The sequence below is a fragment of the Paenibacillus sp. FSL H3-0329 genome (assembly GCF_037963285.1).
GTDB classification, from domain to species: Bacteria; Bacillota; Bacilli; order Paenibacillales; family Paenibacillaceae; genus Paenibacillus_AQ; species Paenibacillus_AQ odorifer.
Genome location: NZ_CP150150.1, coordinates 6,215,403 through 6,229,203 on the forward strand (window position 1 = coordinate 6,215,403; position 13,801 = coordinate 6,229,203).

At 44.3% G+C, this 13,801-nt stretch carries 24 protein-coding genes; all 24 read right to left on the minus strand.

Annotated features, from left to right (window positions below):
* Positions 1–72: 72 nt before the first annotated feature.
* Positions 73–1,371, minus strand: a complete 1,299-nt coding sequence (gene secY / locus NSQ66_RS27510) for a preprotein translocase subunit SecY (RefSeq protein WP_036680571.1) — start codon at positions 1,369–1,371, stop codon at positions 73–75.
* Entirely contained in the window at positions 1,371–1,811 is a 441-nt protein-coding gene (gene rplO / locus NSQ66_RS27515; protein ID WP_036680569.1) for a 50S ribosomal protein L15, read from the minus strand. Before rplO ends, secY begins: the two co-directional genes overlap by 1 nt.
* Positions 1,812–1,851: 40 nt before the next feature.
* Entirely contained in the window at positions 1,852–2,037 is a 186-nt protein-coding gene (gene rpmD, locus NSQ66_RS27520) for a 50S ribosomal protein L30 (RefSeq protein WP_036680567.1), read from the minus strand.
* 14 nt (positions 2,038–2,051) lie between these two features.
* Complete coding sequence (rpsE, locus tag NSQ66_RS27525) at positions 2,052–2,549, minus strand: 30S ribosomal protein S5 (protein WP_036652980.1); 498 nt, start codon at positions 2,547–2,549, stop codon at positions 2,052–2,054.
* Positions 2,550–2,576: 27 nt separating this feature from the next.
* Entirely contained in the window at positions 2,577–2,945 is a 369-nt protein-coding gene (gene rplR / locus NSQ66_RS27530) for a 50S ribosomal protein L18 (protein ID WP_036680564.1), read from the minus strand.
* Between the two features lie 84 nt (positions 2,946–3,029).
* The gene (gene rplF / locus NSQ66_RS27535; RefSeq protein ID WP_036680562.1) at positions 3,030–3,572 is read right to left on the minus strand and encodes a 50S ribosomal protein L6; all 543 of its coding nucleotides are present in this window, start codon (positions 3,570–3,572) and stop codon (positions 3,030–3,032) included.
* A 30-nt stretch (positions 3,573–3,602) separates the two neighbouring features.
* A complete protein-coding gene (gene rpsH, locus NSQ66_RS27540) occupies positions 3,603–4,001 on the minus strand; it encodes a 30S ribosomal protein S8 (protein ID WP_036680560.1) in 399 nt (132 codons plus the stop codon).
* A gap of 32 nt (positions 4,002–4,033) precedes the next feature.
* The gene (locus NSQ66_RS27545; protein WP_013312154.1) at positions 4,034–4,219 is read right to left on the minus strand and encodes a type Z 30S ribosomal protein S14; all 186 of its coding nucleotides are present in this window, start codon (positions 4,217–4,219) and stop codon (positions 4,034–4,036) included.
* Positions 4,220–4,268: 49 nt separating this feature from the next.
* The gene (gene rplE / locus NSQ66_RS27550) at positions 4,269–4,811 is read right to left on the minus strand and encodes a 50S ribosomal protein L5 (protein ID WP_036680558.1); all 543 of its coding nucleotides are present in this window, start codon (positions 4,809–4,811) and stop codon (positions 4,269–4,271) included.
* 31 nt (positions 4,812–4,842) lie between these two features.
* On the minus strand, positions 4,843–5,196 hold the full coding sequence (gene rplX, locus NSQ66_RS27555) for a 50S ribosomal protein L24 (protein ID WP_076099615.1): 354 nt from the start codon (positions 5,194–5,196) through the stop codon (positions 4,843–4,845).
* 48 nt (positions 5,197–5,244) lie between these two features.
* Positions 5,245–5,613: a 50S ribosomal protein L14 gene (gene rplN, locus NSQ66_RS27560; protein ID WP_036680556.1), complete on the minus strand. Its 369-nt coding sequence runs from the start codon at positions 5,611–5,613 to the stop codon at positions 5,245–5,247.
* A 38-nt stretch (positions 5,614–5,651) separates the two neighbouring features.
* A complete protein-coding gene (gene rpsQ / locus NSQ66_RS27565; RefSeq protein WP_036680554.1) occupies positions 5,652–5,918 on the minus strand; it encodes a 30S ribosomal protein S17 in 267 nt (88 codons plus the stop codon).
* 43 nt (positions 5,919–5,961) lie between these two features.
* Positions 5,962–6,159, minus strand: coding sequence for a 50S ribosomal protein L29 (gene rpmC, locus NSQ66_RS27570; RefSeq protein ID WP_019908232.1), 198 nt, complete (start codon positions 6,157–6,159; stop codon positions 5,962–5,964).
* Positions 6,149–6,583 carry a 50S ribosomal protein L16 gene (rplP, locus tag NSQ66_RS27575; protein ID WP_036680552.1) on the minus strand — a complete coding sequence of 145 codons (435 nt, stop codon included), beginning with the start codon at positions 6,581–6,583 and terminating at the stop codon, positions 6,149–6,151. Before rplP ends, rpmC begins: the two co-directional genes overlap by 11 nt.
* 2 nt (positions 6,584–6,585) lie before the next feature.
* A complete protein-coding gene (gene rpsC / locus NSQ66_RS27580; protein WP_038573452.1) occupies positions 6,586–7,251 on the minus strand; it encodes a 30S ribosomal protein S3 in 666 nt (221 codons plus the stop codon).
* A 13-nt stretch (positions 7,252–7,264) separates the two neighbouring features.
* Positions 7,265–7,597 carry a 50S ribosomal protein L22 gene (rplV, locus tag NSQ66_RS27585; RefSeq protein WP_036680546.1) on the minus strand — a complete coding sequence of 111 codons (333 nt, stop codon included), beginning with the start codon at positions 7,595–7,597 and terminating at the stop codon, positions 7,265–7,267.
* Between the two features lie 33 nt (positions 7,598–7,630).
* Positions 7,631–7,909: a 30S ribosomal protein S19 gene (rpsS, locus tag NSQ66_RS27590; protein WP_036652940.1), complete on the minus strand. Its 279-nt coding sequence runs from the start codon at positions 7,907–7,909 to the stop codon at positions 7,631–7,633.
* A gap of 76 nt (positions 7,910–7,985) precedes the next feature.
* Positions 7,986–8,816: a 50S ribosomal protein L2 gene (gene rplB / locus NSQ66_RS27595; protein WP_036680541.1), complete on the minus strand. Its 831-nt coding sequence runs from the start codon at positions 8,814–8,816 to the stop codon at positions 7,986–7,988.
* 29 nt (positions 8,817–8,845) lie between these two features.
* Positions 8,846–9,139 carry a 50S ribosomal protein L23 gene (rplW, locus tag NSQ66_RS27600; RefSeq protein ID WP_036680537.1) on the minus strand — a complete coding sequence of 98 codons (294 nt, stop codon included), beginning with the start codon at positions 9,137–9,139 and terminating at the stop codon, positions 8,846–8,848.
* Positions 9,139–9,762 carry a 50S ribosomal protein L4 gene (rplD, locus tag NSQ66_RS27605; protein WP_036680536.1) on the minus strand — a complete coding sequence of 208 codons (624 nt, stop codon included), beginning with the start codon at positions 9,760–9,762 and terminating at the stop codon, positions 9,139–9,141. The genes rplW and rplD overlap by 1 nt, the downstream gene beginning before the upstream one ends.
* Before the next feature lie 25 nt (positions 9,763–9,787).
* Positions 9,788–10,411, minus strand: coding sequence for a 50S ribosomal protein L3 (rplC, locus tag NSQ66_RS27610; RefSeq protein ID WP_036680532.1), 624 nt, complete (start codon positions 10,409–10,411; stop codon positions 9,788–9,790).
* Between the two features lie 42 nt (positions 10,412–10,453).
* Positions 10,454–10,762 (minus strand): 30S ribosomal protein S10, encoded by a 309-nt coding sequence (gene rpsJ / locus NSQ66_RS27615; protein ID WP_017692074.1) that lies wholly within the window; start codon positions 10,760–10,762, stop codon positions 10,454–10,456.
* 225 nt (positions 10,763–10,987) lie between these two features.
* Positions 10,988–12,337, minus strand: a complete 1,350-nt coding sequence (locus tag NSQ66_RS27620) for a globin-coupled sensor protein (RefSeq protein ID WP_076215371.1) — start codon at positions 12,335–12,337, stop codon at positions 10,988–10,990.
* 256 nt (positions 12,338–12,593) lie between these two features.
* Positions 12,594–13,784, minus strand: coding sequence for an elongation factor Tu (gene tuf / locus NSQ66_RS27625; RefSeq protein ID WP_036680523.1), 1,191 nt, complete (start codon positions 13,782–13,784; stop codon positions 12,594–12,596).
* Positions 13,785–13,801 lie beyond the last annotated feature (17 nt).

A 13,801-nucleotide genomic window follows, 5' to 3' on the forward strand; every position in this document is an offset into this window, starting at 1 on the left:
CGCCACCAAGCAAGAAACAGCATAATAGGTGCCGGGAAGAATAAAAACTTAAGCTTCACCGGAACCTATCACCTATTTATTGATGAAGCCTTTGTAATGGCGTTTGATCAAATGGCTCTCGATCTGCTTCATAGTATCCAATGCCACGCCGATTACGATAAGCAGCGCAGTGCCACCAATTCGAACTTCTTTGGGCAATCCAGATATAGCACCGAAGAACATCGGTAGTACAGAGATCAAAGCTAGGAACAACGCGCCTGACATAGTCAAACGAGACATTACTCTAGTCAGATATTTCTCTGTAGCTTTACCAGGACGGATACCTGGGATGTAACCACCATTCTTCTTCATGTTATCAGCCATCTGCTGAGGATTCATCTGTACGAACGTATAGAAGAACGTAAACCCGATGATCATCACTACATACAGAAGCATACCAAGCGGAGCATCGGTTGCCAAATATTTGGTAATCCATTGTGCCCAGGCATGTGTTGACCAGAAACTGGAGAGAACAACTGGGAACTGAAGCAATGATACGGCGAAGATTACCGGAATTACACCTGCCGCATTAATTTTCAGCGGAATATGTGTATTCTGTCCACCGTACATTTTGTTGCCAACTACGCGTTTAGCATATTGAACAGGAATCTTCCGAATACCTTGCTGCACGAAGATAACTGCTGTAATAATCGCTACAATCACAATCAGCACAATAACGACTTTAAGAATATTCAGGAACACCTGATCCGGCTGAATAAAGCTTGAGTTAGCCGTACTTGTGATATATCCCGGGATACCGGCGACGATTCCCGCAAAAATCAGGATCGAAATCCCGTTCCCGATTCCCTTTTCGGTAATCTGTTCACCAAGCCACATCAAGAAAGAAGTACCTGCCGTCAAGATAATGGCAACCAGCAAGTAATCAGCAAATGTCGCATTCGGCATCATTTGAGTATTGTATATCCGGTTAAACCCTATCGACGTAGCAAAACCTTGGATCAGGGCTAATATCACTGTACCGTAACGAGTGATTTGCGCCAATTGTTTTTTTCCGTGCTCCCCTTGTTTAGCCCATTCAGCAAACTTAGGAACAACATCCATCGACAGCAATTGCACGATGATGGATGCTGTAATGTACGGATAAATACTGATCGCAAATATCGAGAAGTTTTTGAGCGCTCCGCCCGAGAAGGTGTTCAAGAGTCCCATCAAAGCGTCACCGCTCTGATTTGCTGTTGCCAGTACATCTTTGTTTACACCAGGAACCGGAACAAACGAACCGATACGGTAGATAAACAGAATGAACAAGGTAAACAGGATCTTTTTGCGCAAATCTTCAACATGCCAGATATTCTTAAGCGTCTTGAACATTAGATCACCTCGGTTTTACCGCCGGCAGCCTCGATTTTCTCTACCGCAGATTGAGAGAACTTATTTGCTTGTACAGTCAATTTTACGGTCAACTCACCGTTGCCGAGAATCTTGATGCCGCTTTTGGAATTCTTGACAACACCAGTTTCAAGCAACAACTGCGGAGTCACTTCAGTTCCTTCTGCAAAGCTATTCAGATCTTCCAGGTTCACAATCGCATACTCTTTACGGGTAGGATTGACGAAACCACGTTTAGGCAGACGACGATAGAGCGGATTTTGTCCACCCTCGAAGCCCGGACGAACACCACCGCCAGAACGTGAGTTTTGACCTTTGTGACCGCGACCGGAAGTTTTACCATTTCCGCTACTAGGACCACGACCAACGCGATTGCGTTCTTTGCGGGAACCAGGAGCTGGAGCAAGTTCATGTAACTTCATCGTTTGCACCTCCTTATGTTTGTTAATTTATGCGAGGCGATTAGCCTTCAATTTCAGTTACAGATAGCAAGTGACTCACTTTATTGATCATTCCGCGAATTGCAGGACTGTCATTGTGAACCACTGTCGTGTTGAGTTTACGCAGGCCGAGCGTCTTAACAGTAACACGTTGTGTTTCTGGACGTCCGATTACACTACGTACGAGGGTAATTTGCAATTTTGCCATTGACGTTCCCCTCCTTAACCGCGCAATTCTTCGACAGATTTGCCGCGAAGTTTCGCGACCTCTTCAATGCGTTTCAGACGGGAAAGTCCCTCCAAAGTTGCATTGACCATGTTCATGGAATTCGAAGAACCCAGTGATTTTGTCAAAATGTCGCCAACGCCTGCCAATTCCAATACCGCACGAACTGGACCGCCAGCGATAACGCCAGTACCCTCTGATGCTGGTTTCAGCAACACGCGTCCTGCGCCGAAGTGTCCAGTAACGAGATGGGGAATCGAAGTTCCTACGATTGGGATGTGAATCAGGTTTTTCTTGGCGTCTTCAATGCCTTTACGGATGGCATCCGGAACTTCGCCGGCTTTACCGATACCAGCACCGACGTAGCCGTTGCCGTCGCCCACAACAACAAGTGCACTAAAGCTGAAACGGCGTCCGCCTTTTACAACTTTTGCAACACGGTTAATGTGTACAACTCTTTCTGTCAGTTCTAAACTGTTCGGATCTACACGCAAGTCGTTAACCTCCTTTTAAGAATTATTCTAGAATTCAAGACCAGCTTCACGAGCTGCATCAGCCAATGCTTGAATCCGTCCATGGTACAAGTAACCTCCGCGGTCGAATACGACCACTGCATATCCTTTTTCTTTGGCACGCTCAGCGACCAATTGGCCAACTTTCGCTGCAGCTTCAACGCTGCCGCCATTACCGATGTTAGCGCTCAGATCTTTATCAAGTGTAGAAGCGGATACGATAGTAACCCCTTTAACATCATCGATCAGTTGAGCGTAGATGTGTTTCGAAGAACGGAATACGTTCAAACGTGGACGCTCAGTAGTTCCCTGGATCTTCTTACGAACACGCAGGTGTCTTTTGAGACGAGCCTTGTTTTTATCTTCTTTTGTAATCATGACTTCCCTTTCACTCCCTTCAGTTTGCCGTAAACAGCTTCACTTTAAGATGCACGGGGTATCTTACAATTAAGTTTAAACTGGTTATTTCTTCTTACCAGCTTTACCTTCTTTGCGGATGATACGCTCGCCTTCATATTTGATACCTTTACCTTTATACGGTTCTGGTTCACGAACGGAACGGATTTTAGCAGCGTATGCGCCAACGCGTTCTTTATCGATACCTTTAACGATGATCTTCGTGTTCGCAGGAACTTCGAACTCGATACCAGCTTCCGGTGTAATTTCAACCGGGTGGGAATAACCAACGTTCAGAACGATTTTATCTCCGGATTTGCTTGCACGATATCCGACCCCAACCAGTTCCAGAGATTTCGAGAAACCTTCAGTCACACCTGCTACCATGTTGTTGACAACGGAGCGGGTTGTGCCGTGAAGTGAACGATGCAATTTGTTATCCGACGGGCGAACAACGGTAATTTCGTTATTTTCAACTGTAACCTTCATGTCTTTATGAAGCTCACGAGTCAAAGAACCTTTTGGACCTTTTACTGTAATAACGGCGTTGTCCAAAGTGACATCTACACCGCTAGGTACTGCGATTGGTTTGCGACCAATACGAGACATGTGTTGCACCTCCTTATCTTGTGACGTTTATTACCAAATGTAGCAGACAACTTCTCCGCCAGATTTTGATTGACGAGCTTCTTTGTCGGTCATAACTCCCTTAGATGTGGAGATAATCGCGATTCCTAGACCACCGAGTACACGAGGCACTTCATTGCTCTTCGTGTATACGCGAAGGCCTGGTTTACTGATTCTTTTCAAACCAGAAATAACACGCTCTTGGTTAGGGCCGTATTTCAAGAAGATACGGATAATCCCTTGTTTGCTATCTTCAACGAATTCCGCATCGCGGATGAAACCTTCACGCTTCAAAATGTCAGCGATTTGTTTCTTCATAGTAGAAGCAGGCATTTCTACCGTCTCGTGACGCACAATGTTAGCGTTACGAATACGAGTAAGCATATCTGCAATAGGATCAGACATAGTCATGTGTGTAAACCTCCTTCCCGTTTATAAACTTCTTACCAACTTGCTTTTTTCACGCCAGGGATCTGGCCTTTATAAGCTAATTCACGGAAACAAATTCTGCAAATTTTGAACTTTTGCAGTACCGAATGTGGACGACCACAACGTTCGCAACGTGTATATGCACGTACTTTAAACTTAGGCGTACGTTGTTGTTTAACTTTCATCGAAGTTTTTGCCACTTAGCCTGACACCTCCTAAACATTTTCGGAGAAAATGGATTAACCGACTTTATTTTGCGAAAGGCATTCCCAGCTGACCCAGCAGCTCGCGGGATTCCTCGTCCGTCTTAGCAGTCGTTACAATAACGATGTCCATACCGCGGACTTTATCCACTTTGTCATATTCGATCTCGGGGAAGATCAATTGTTCTTTAAGACCAAGTGTGTAGTTACCACGGCCATCAAAGGCTTTAGTGGAAACACCACGGAAGTCACGTACACGTGGAAGTGTTACGTTGAACAATTTGTCCAAGAAGTAATACATACGCTCTCCGCGCAGTGTTACTTTAACCCCAATCGGCATATTTTCGCGTAGTTTGAAACCAGCGATGGATTTTTTAGCTTTAGTGATTACTGGTTTTTGACCAGCGATCAACTGCATGTCATTAACTGCAGCATCAAGTACTTTGGAGTTTTGAACAGCGTCACCCACACCCATGTTGATGACAACCTTCTCGATCTTAGGCACTTGCATAACAGTTGTATAGTTAAACTTCTGCATCAAAGCAGGTGTAATTTCGTTAAGAAAACGTTCTTTCATTCTTGCTGCCATGAAGATTTAACCTCCTTTCTTAAGGGCTAGATTAGTCGATAATCTCTCCGGATCTTTTAGCAATCCGAACTTTTTTACCATTGTCCAAAACTTTGTAACCGATACGGGTTACTTTGCCGGTCTTCGGATCGATGTGCATTACGTTGGACACATGAATCGAAGCTTCCTGCTCAATAATTCCACCCTGTGGATTCAGCTGGTTCGGCTTTTGGTGTTTTTTCACCATATTGACGCCTTCTACCAGAACGCGGTTTTCACGAGGATAAGCAGCGATGACACGGCCTTTTTTGCCTTTGTCTTTACCACTAATCACAAGCACCACGTCATCTTTCTTCACGTGCAGTTTATTGTTATGGGATTCCAGAACTTTTTTCACTCTAGGCATTTATTACACCTCCTATAACTAACCTTCAACTTATTGGTGCCGTGTTTATTAGATAACTTCCGGTGCCAAGGAAACGATCTTCATGTAGTCTTTATCGCGAAGTTCGCGAGCAACTGGTCCAAAGATACGTGTTCCACGAGGGCTTCTGTCGTCTTTAACAACAACAGCTGCGTTTTCGTCGAATGCGATGTAAGATCCATCTTTACGACGAACGGAACGTTTCGTACGAACAACTACCGCTCTAACAACATCACCTTTTTTGACAACGCCGCCTGGTGTTGCTTGTTTTACGGAACAAACGATCAAATCACCGATTGCTGCTGTACGGCGTCCAGTACCACCCAGTACGCGGATACACATCAGTTCCTTCGCACCAGAGTTGTCAGCCACATGCAAACGTGTAAATGGTTGAATCATTATAATTTCCTCCTTCCGGAAAAACTCTCTTGATTATCTTAGATGATAACCGCTGCTTCTACCACTTCAACTAGTCTCCAACGTTTGTCCTTAGACAACGGACGAGTTTCCATGAGTTTTACGGTATCGCCAATCTTTGCAACATTTCCCTCATCATGTGCTTTGAATTTCTTCGTAGACTTGATGCGTTTGTGGTACAAATTGTGTTTTTTATAGGTTTCAACAGCAACTACGATGGTTTTATCCATTTTATCACTGACCACTTTACCGATTAGCACTTTACGTGCATTACGTTCTTCACTCATTAGTTAGCCTCCTTCCTGAATACGGATCTGCGATCCGTCTCACTTAACTAATCCCAAGCACTCTTTGATGGATCACGGTTTTAGCACGAGCTATTTCCTTACGCACGTCACGAATCCGAGTTGGGTTGTCCAATTGGCCAGTTGCCAATTGAAAACGGAGATTAAAAAGTTCCTCTTTGAATCCAGCGATCTTTTGTTCAATCTCAGCAGTGGTTAAGTTGCGAAGTTCATTAGCTTTCATTTGCTTCACCACCCAATTCTTCACGTTTCACAAACTTAGTCTTTACAGGCAGCTTGTGAGCGGCAAGACGCATCGCTTCACGAGCGATTTCTTCCGACACGCCTCCGAGTTCGAACATAATCTTGCCCGGTTTAACTACGGCTACCCATTTCTCAACGTTACCTTTACCACTACCCATACGAACCTCGAGAGGCTTTTGAGTAATAGGTTTATCTGGGAAAATCTTGATCCAAACTTGACCGCCACGTTTGATATACCGTGTCATCGCGATACGAGCAGCTTCGATCTGACGGTTAGTGATCCAAGACGGTTCAAGTGCAACCAGGCCGAATTCGCCGAAGTTCAATTCAGTACCGCCTTTTGCCATACCCTTCATGTGTCCGCGTTGTTGCTTGCGGTGTTTTACGCGTTTTGGTACCAACATGATTAGTTGCCTCCTTCCTGAGCAGCTTGTTTCTTAGCTGGGGGAAGAACTTCTCCACGGTAGATCCATACTTTTACGCCAATAAGACCGTAAGTTGTATGTGCTTCAGCCGTTCCGTAATCGATATCGGCACGAAGCGTATGAAGTGGAACTGTTCCTTCGCTATAACCTTCTGAACGAGCAATCTCAGCTCCGCCAAGACGTCCGCCCACTTGAGTTTTAATCCCTTTTGCGCCAGAACGCATAGTTCTTTGAATCGCTTGTTTGAGGGCACGACGGAACGATACACGACGTTCCAATTGTTGAGCAATGCTCTCAGCTACAAGAATTGCATCCAATTCAGGGTGCTTGATTTCATTGATGTTGATGTGTACTTTTTTGCCACCAGCGATTGCTGTAACTGCGCTGCGAAGTACTTCTACTTCTGCTCCGCCTTTACCAATAACCATACCTGGTTTAGCTGTATGAATTGTAACGTTCACGCGGCTAGCCGCTCTTTCGATCTCGATATGGGAAACAGCGGAATCCTTCAATTTGCCTTTAAGGTATTCCCGGATTTTGACGTCTTCCATCAGAAGAGTACCGAAATCTTTTCCTGCATACCATTTAGATTCCCAATCGCGAATAATACCGATTCGGAGTCCGATTGGATTTACCTTTTGACCCACGTGTTATCCCTCCTTATTTCTCAGATACCACCAGTGTAATGTGGCTCGTGCGTTTATTGATCCGACTTGCGCGGCCCATGGCGCGCGGACGGAAACGTTTCATAGTAGGTCCTTGGTTAACGAAAACCTCGCTAACGAACAAACTGTTCACGTCCAAAGAATAGTTATGCTCAGCATTCGCAATTGCCGAATTAAGCAACTTTTCAACGACCGGAGAAGCGGATTTCGGAGTGTGGCGAAGAATAGCAATTGCTTCCCCCACTTGCTTACCGCGAATCAAGTCAACAACCAGTTTCGCTTTACGAGCGGAAATTCGCACCGATCTTGCATGTGCTTTTGCTTCCATTGTTTAACCTCCTTTCAAACAGAGACCTTATTATTATCTTCTTGTTTTCTTATCGTCACCCGCGTGGCCTTTGTAAGTACGTGTTGGCGCGAACTCGCCCAACTTGTGACCTACCATATCTTCTGTTACGTATACAGGCACGTGTTTACGGCCGTCATATACACCAAACGTATGTCCGATAAACTGAGGGAAAATGGTTGAGCGACGGGACCAAGTTTTAACTACAACCTTTTTCTCAGCCTCGTTCAGTTCCTCAACTTTTTTAAGCAGGTAGCCATCGATAAACGGCCCCTTCTTTAAACTGCGACCCATGTGTGAATCCTCCCTTCATCCGGTTCTTCAAACCGCGAATCGACGCTTCGCGCTTTATTAACTTGCCAGAAGCGTCTTATTTAGTGCGGCGGCGAACGATATATTTATCAGATGCCTTGTTTTTCTTACGCGTTTTGTAACCAAGGGTTGGTTTGCCCCATGGAGACATTGGCGATTTACGTCCGATTGGAGCGCGACCTTCACCACCACCGTGTGGGTGATCGTTAGGGTTCATTACTACCCCGCGAACTTCAGGACGACGGCCGAGCCAGCGACTACGTCCAGCTTTACCGATTTTGATCAATTCGTGATCTTCGTTACCTACGGAACCGATAGTTGCACGGCATACGCTAAGGATCTTACGAACCTCACCGGATGACAAACGAACGGAACAGTATTTTTCTTCTTTACCAAGCAATTGAGCTTCTGTACCAGCTGCACGAACCAATTGTCCGCCTTTACCTGGTTTCAACTCAATGTTGTGGATAACTGTACCTACTGGAATGTTCTCCAGTGGAAGACTGTTACCAATTTTGATGTCGGCCGCAGGACCGGACTCTACTTTATCCCCAACTCTTAGACCTTTAGGAGCGATGATATAACGTTTCTCTCCATCAGCATAGTGGATCAAAGCAATATTAGATGTGCGGTTCGGGTCATACTCGATTGTAGCAACGCTACCTGGTATGCCGTCTTTAGTCCGCTTGAAGTCGATAATACGGTATTTACGTTTATGTCCGCCGCCATGGTGACGAACCGTAATTTTACCTTGGTTGTTGCGTCCCGCATGTTTGAACAGCGGAGAAAGCAACGATTTCTCTGGCTGGTTTGTTGTAATTTCTTCAAACGTAGACACGGACATAGCGCGTCTTGCCGGAGAGGTCGGTTTGTACTTTTTGATTGGCACTGTAGTTCCCTCCTTACTTCAACAGAGTATTATTCTACCGCTTCAAAAAATTCAAGCGGTTTGCTGTCCGGGCTAAGCTTAACGATGGCTTTTTTCCACTCTGGAGTGTAACCAGAATATTTACCATAACGTTTCAGTTTGCCAGGTACGCGCATTGTGTTCACATTTGTTACTTTTACTTTGAAAATAGCCTCGACAGCTTTTTTGATTTCGGTTTTGTTAGCACGGATATCCACTTCAAAAGCGTATTTCATTTCGCTCATGTAGTCGGAAGTACGTTCCGTAATCACCGGACGTTTGATAATATCACGAGGATCTTTCATTACGCGAACACCTCCTCTACCTTCAGAACTGCTTCTTTAGTGATGATCAGTTTGTCGTACGTCAGTACGTCAAGAACATTAATGCCGTCAGCCGCTACGAATTTCACCCCAGGGATGTTACGAGCGGAAAGTGCTACGTTATCATCATAGCTAGTAGCTACGATCAACGCTTTACGATCTACTTTCAGATTGTTCAAGATTGCTGCGAATTCTTTCGTTTTCGGAGCATTCATTGTCAAGCTATCCAATACGATAATGTCATTCTCGAGTACTTTCGAGGACAAAGCGGATTTGATCGCCAAACGACGAACCTTCTTAGGCAGTTTCCAGGAATAGCTACGTGGTGTTGGTCCGAAGACAACGCCGCCGCCTTTCCATTGTGGAGAACGAATGGAGCCTTGACGAGCGCGACCTGTACCTTTTTGTTTCCAAGGTTTACGTCCACCGCCACGAACTTCAGAACGTCCTTTTACTTTGTGTGTACCACGACGTAGGGAAGCTCTTTGCATAAGCGCAGCTTCATGTAGAACGTGCTCATTCGGTTCAATACCGAATACTGTATCGCTCAGTTCCACTTCACCAACTTCGTTGCCACTAATATTAAAAAGTGTTACTTTTGGCATTTCATGTTCCTCCTTTCTTCAATAATTATTTCTTAACGGTTTGTTTAACTTTCACGAAGCTGTTTTTAGGACCTGGGATAGCGCCTTTAACCAGCAATACGTTACGTTCAACATCAACCTTGATAATTTCAAGCTTTTGAACCGTAATAGTCGTGTGACCCATATGTCCTGGAAGGCGTTTGCCCTTAGGAACACGGTTAGCTTGGATAGAACCCATGGAACCCGGTCTTCTGTGGTAACGCGATCCGTGTGCCATTGGTCCGCGGCTTTGTCCCCAACGTTTGATGTTACCTTGGAAACCTTTACCTTTAGATGTACCAGTTACGTCAACAAATTCGCCCTCAGCAAAGATATCAGCCTTCAGTTCTTGTCCAACCTCGAGAGACCCGAGATCAACACCGCGAATTTCACGAACGTAGCGCTTAGGTGTTGCATTTGCCTTTTTGGCGTGACCCTGTTCAGGCTTATTGGAGCGTTTTTCTTTTTTATCAGAAAAGCCCAATTGCACTGCTTCATATCCGTCGATATTCAGGTCTTTCTTTTGCAGTACTACACAAGGTCCTGCTTCGATAACAGTAACAGGAATTACGTTACCTTCTGGAGTAAACACTTGAGTCATACCGAGTTTTTTTCCTAAGATACCTTTCAATGTTGACACCTCTTTTCTTTTCCTAAGTTACTTAAAATAGAATTACAATTTGATTTCGATATCTACACCGGACGGTAGATCCAAGCGCATCAAGGCATCCACAGTTTGTGGTGTTGGGTTCACAATATCGATCAAACGTTTGTGAGTCCGTTGTTCAAACTGTTCACGGGAATCCTTGTACTTGTGTACCGCACGGAGAATAGTAATGATTTGCTTCTCAGTTGGTAACGGAATCGGCCCGGACACACCTGCACCCGAACGTTTTGCTGTTTCAACAATCTTCTCAGCGGATTGATCAAGAATTCTGTGGTCGTATGCTTTCAAGCGAATACGAATTTTTTGCTTTGCCATTTTAGTCCCTCCTTCTATCGCCCAATTTGGTATCGGACATACTCCGTGAAAATTTTCTGACCTCGTCCCCATGGCAAAGGGGCCGGGTGTGTCAGTAACCTCTCACATCATCGCAACGTCTCAGAACAACATTTATTATTATATATAATAGGCAGCAGTATTGCAAGCAAAAATAGAAAAACAACGCATATTTTTTTCATGCGCTGTTCTTCTACTATATATATGTTAAAGATTCTCTGTCGCAGATTTAAAAATCTCTGCGGAGGAAGCAGTCTGAGCCGTTGCAGTTTCGATCCCCTCAATGGTTTGGATTAAGGTTCTTATTTCTTCTTCCACTATTACAATCTCCTGTGTACTGCTACGCATAGCGTCTACAATATCAGAGAACAAAAGACTAGTCTCGACCGATTGGTGTTTCCCATTCTTAGTTAAGTCCTGCACCTTACGAATCTCTTCTACAACCTGCTGAGTGAGGAGTCCTGATTTATTTGTTAGCTCTACGATCTGAATCACAGTATTCTTAGTATCCTCCGCAAGCCGGCTAACTTCTTGAGCAACCACACTAAACCCTCTACCATGCTCACCAGCTCTTGCGGCTTCAATCGTTGCATTAAGTGAGAGGATTTTAGTCTGATCAGCAATTTCCCTTACTGAGTTCACGATTTTTTGAATTTGTTTAGAGGAATCGCTTAACTCAATGATCGAGTCTTCCATCTCACTGGTGGTCTGATATATAAGATTAATTTGCTCAGTCAAATCGTCCAAGTGTTCATGCCCATCTGCAGCTAATCCCTGTGACTCCAGAGCGGATGAAGCCGTACGTTGGAATGTTCTACTTACTTCATTGCTGCTTGCCACTAGCTGCTTCACAGCAGCATTAGTATCGATGCTATAATCTATCAGTTCAACGCTAAACTCTGAAATTTTTTGTTTCAATTCATTTTTTACTAATAAATATTGCTCCTCCTTCTCTCTTATATTCTCCTTCTCATATTCTTCTAGCACCAATTGCTGCTCAAGATTAAGCAGTTTAGTCACCGTCTGAACCACTCGAAGGCGTATATTGTCATCGTTTGTTTCATTATATATAACGCGTATAAATACGTTCTGAAGATTCTGAAAAGCAGATAAGTACCATTTAGGCTCAAGCCCTACTCTTTTATGAATATTAGCGATCATTAGACGCTTTGCTATGTACTCATCGTCAACCTTTCCATTAAAAATCTCTAGGATATGACCACGCAGAGTAGTTTTTAACCTATCTATACTGCTATGTTCCAAAATAATAGCTTCGAGTTTATTTACACCTAATACAGAATTGTAAAATTGATCAATGATATAGTCTATATTCTGCTCAACAACAGGTTTCACCCTGCGTAGTAAGTTCAGATCTGCTTCAGTCAGATCAATCATCCTCATCTGCTCGTTAAGTTCGCCATGTCCTTCCAGTTTATGAAAAGACTCCGCAACAGAATGATTCTGATCCTTGAAGTCTAAGGAACGAGAGGCAGGAGAATCCACATTATTATTACGTGCAGTTAACGCATGCATGAAGGAAAAAGGACATTTCCCCATATTAACACCCTCCCACAACTCCTATTATTTTACATTATTATACCTCCTTAATTTTACTCTAAGATTAGTATAATTGTAAACAATCGATTGTTGTAATTTGACGAATTATGTAGAAAAAGATCATAATAGTATGCTTTGATTATCAATCTTTGTCGAATAATAAATCATTCTCAGAAAAAAAAAGCCCCTGATTCTCCGCAAGAAGAATCAGGGGTGTTTGTAATTCGGAATCTACCCGCAGATAGAAGTCGAATTATTATTTTTGGATAGAAGCTACGCTACCAGCACCAACTGTACGGCCACCTTCGCGAATGGAGAATTTAGTACCTTCTTCAATAGCGATTGGGGAGATCAGTTGTACGGTTACGGAGATGTTATCACCAGGCATAACCATTTCAGTACCTTCTGGCAAGTTGATGATACCAGTTACGTCAGTTGTACGGAAGTAGAACTGTGGACGGTATCCAGTGAAGAAAGGCTTGTGACGGCCACCTTCTTCTTTTGTCAGAACGTAAATTTGAGCAGTGAACTCAGTGTGTGGTTTAACGGAGTTCGGCTTAGCCAATACTTGGCCACGCTCGATCATGTTACGGTCAACACCACGAAGCAATGCTCCGATGTTGTCCCCAGCTTGAGCGGAATCCAGCAATTTACGGAACATTTCTACGCCCGTAACTACGGATTTCTTAGTATCTTCGTGAATACCAACGATTTCGATTTCTTCTCCGACTTTAACTGTTCCGCGTTCTACGCGACCAGTTGCCACAGTACCGCGGCCAGTGATGGAGAATACGTCTTCGACAGGCATCAAGAAAGGCTTGTCAGTTTGACGCTCAGGAAGTGGAATGTACTCATCGATTGTTTCAAACATTTCGATGATTTTTTTAGCGTAATCGCCATCTGGGTTTTGCAGAGCTTCACGAGCAGAACCACGGATGATTGGAGTATCGTCGCCTGGGAAGTCATACTCGCTAAGCAAGTCGCGAACTTCCATTTCAACCAATTCCAACAACTCTTCGTCTTCAACCATGTCGCATTTGTTCAAGAAGACAACGATGTAAGGAACGCCTACTTGACGGGACAACAGGATGTGCTCGCGAGTTTGTGGCATTGGGCCATCAGCTGCGGATACAACCAGGATAGCTCCGTCCATTTGCGCTGCGCCAGTGATCATGTTTTTAACATAGTCGGCGTGACCAGGGCAGTCTACGTGAGCGTAGTGACGGTTAGGAGTTTCATATTCAACGTGGGAAGTGGAGATTGTGATACCACGTTCGCGCTCTTCAGGAGCTTTGTCGATTTGATCGAATGCGATAGCTGCGCCACCGTAAGTTTTGGACAATACAGTAGTGATTGCAGCAGTCAGAGTCGTTTTACCATGGTCGACGTGACCAATAGTACCGATGTTAACGTGCGGTTTGTTACGTTCAAACTTTGCCTTTGCCATTTGAACAGTTCCTCCTT

Excerpts from the sequence above, each read along its gene's own strand:
- tuf (WP_036680523.1), bottom strand. The coding sequence starts at position 13,784 with ATGGCAAAGGCAAAGTTTGAACGTAACAAACCGCACGTTAACATCGGT.
- rplF (WP_036680562.1), bottom strand. The coding sequence starts at position 3,572 with ATGTCTCGTATTGGTCGCAAACCAATCGCAGTACCTAGCGGTGTAGAT.
- rplR (WP_036680564.1), bottom strand. The coding sequence starts at position 2,945 with ATGATTACAAAAGAAGATAAAAACAAGGCTCGTCTCAAAAGACACCTG.
- NSQ66_RS27620 (WP_076215371.1), bottom strand. The coding sequence starts at position 12,337 with ATGGGGAAATGTCCTTTTTCCTTCATGCATGCGTTAACTGCACGTAAT.
- rpsJ (WP_017692074.1), bottom strand. The coding sequence starts at position 10,762 with ATGGCAAAGCAAAAAATTCGTATTCGCTTGAAAGCATACGACCACAGA.
- secY (WP_036680571.1), bottom strand. The coding sequence starts at position 1,371 with ATGTTCAAGACGCTTAAGAATATCTGGCATGTTGAAGATTTGCGCAAA.
- rpsS (WP_036652940.1), bottom strand. The coding sequence starts at position 7,909 with ATGGGTCGCAGTTTAAAGAAGGGGCCGTTTATCGATGGCTACCTGCTT.
- rplW (WP_036680537.1), bottom strand. The coding sequence starts at position 9,139 with ATGAAAGATCCTCGTGATATTATCAAACGTCCGGTGATTACGGAACGT.
- rplO (WP_036680569.1), bottom strand. The coding sequence starts at position 1,811 with ATGAAGTTACATGAACTTGCTCCAGCTCCTGGTTCCCGCAAAGAACGC.
- rpsH (WP_036680560.1), bottom strand. The coding sequence starts at position 4,001 with ATGACTATGTCTGATCCTATTGCAGATATGCTTACTCGTATTCGTAAC.
- rplD (WP_036680536.1), bottom strand. The coding sequence starts at position 9,762 with ATGCCAAAAGTAACACTTTTTAATATTAGTGGCAACGAAGTTGGTGAA.
- rplN (WP_036680556.1), bottom strand. The coding sequence starts at position 5,613 with ATGATTCAACCATTTACACGTTTGCATGTGGCTGACAACTCTGGTGCG.
- rplX (WP_076099615.1), bottom strand. The coding sequence starts at position 5,196 with ATGCCTAGAGTGAAAAAAGTTCTGGAATCCCATAACAATAAACTGCAC.
- rplV (WP_036680546.1), bottom strand. The coding sequence starts at position 7,597 with ATGGAAGCAAAAGCACATGCAAGATCGGTGCGAATTTCCGCTCGTAAA.
- rplE (WP_036680558.1), bottom strand. The coding sequence starts at position 4,811 with ATGGCAGCAAGAATGAAAGAACGTTTTCTTAACGAAATTACACCTGCT.
- rpsQ (WP_036680554.1), bottom strand. The coding sequence starts at position 5,918 with ATGAGTGAAGAACGTAATGCACGTAAAGTGCTAATCGGTAAAGTGGTC.
- rpmD (WP_036680567.1), bottom strand. The coding sequence starts at position 2,037 with ATGGCAAAATTGCAAATTACCCTCGTACGTAGTGTAATCGGACGTCCA.
- rpmC (WP_019908232.1), bottom strand. The coding sequence starts at position 6,159 with ATGAAAGCTAATGAACTTCGCAACTTAACCACTGCTGAGATTGAACAA.
- rplP (WP_036680552.1), bottom strand. The coding sequence starts at position 6,583 with ATGTTGGTACCAAAACGCGTAAAACACCGCAAGCAACAACGCGGACAC.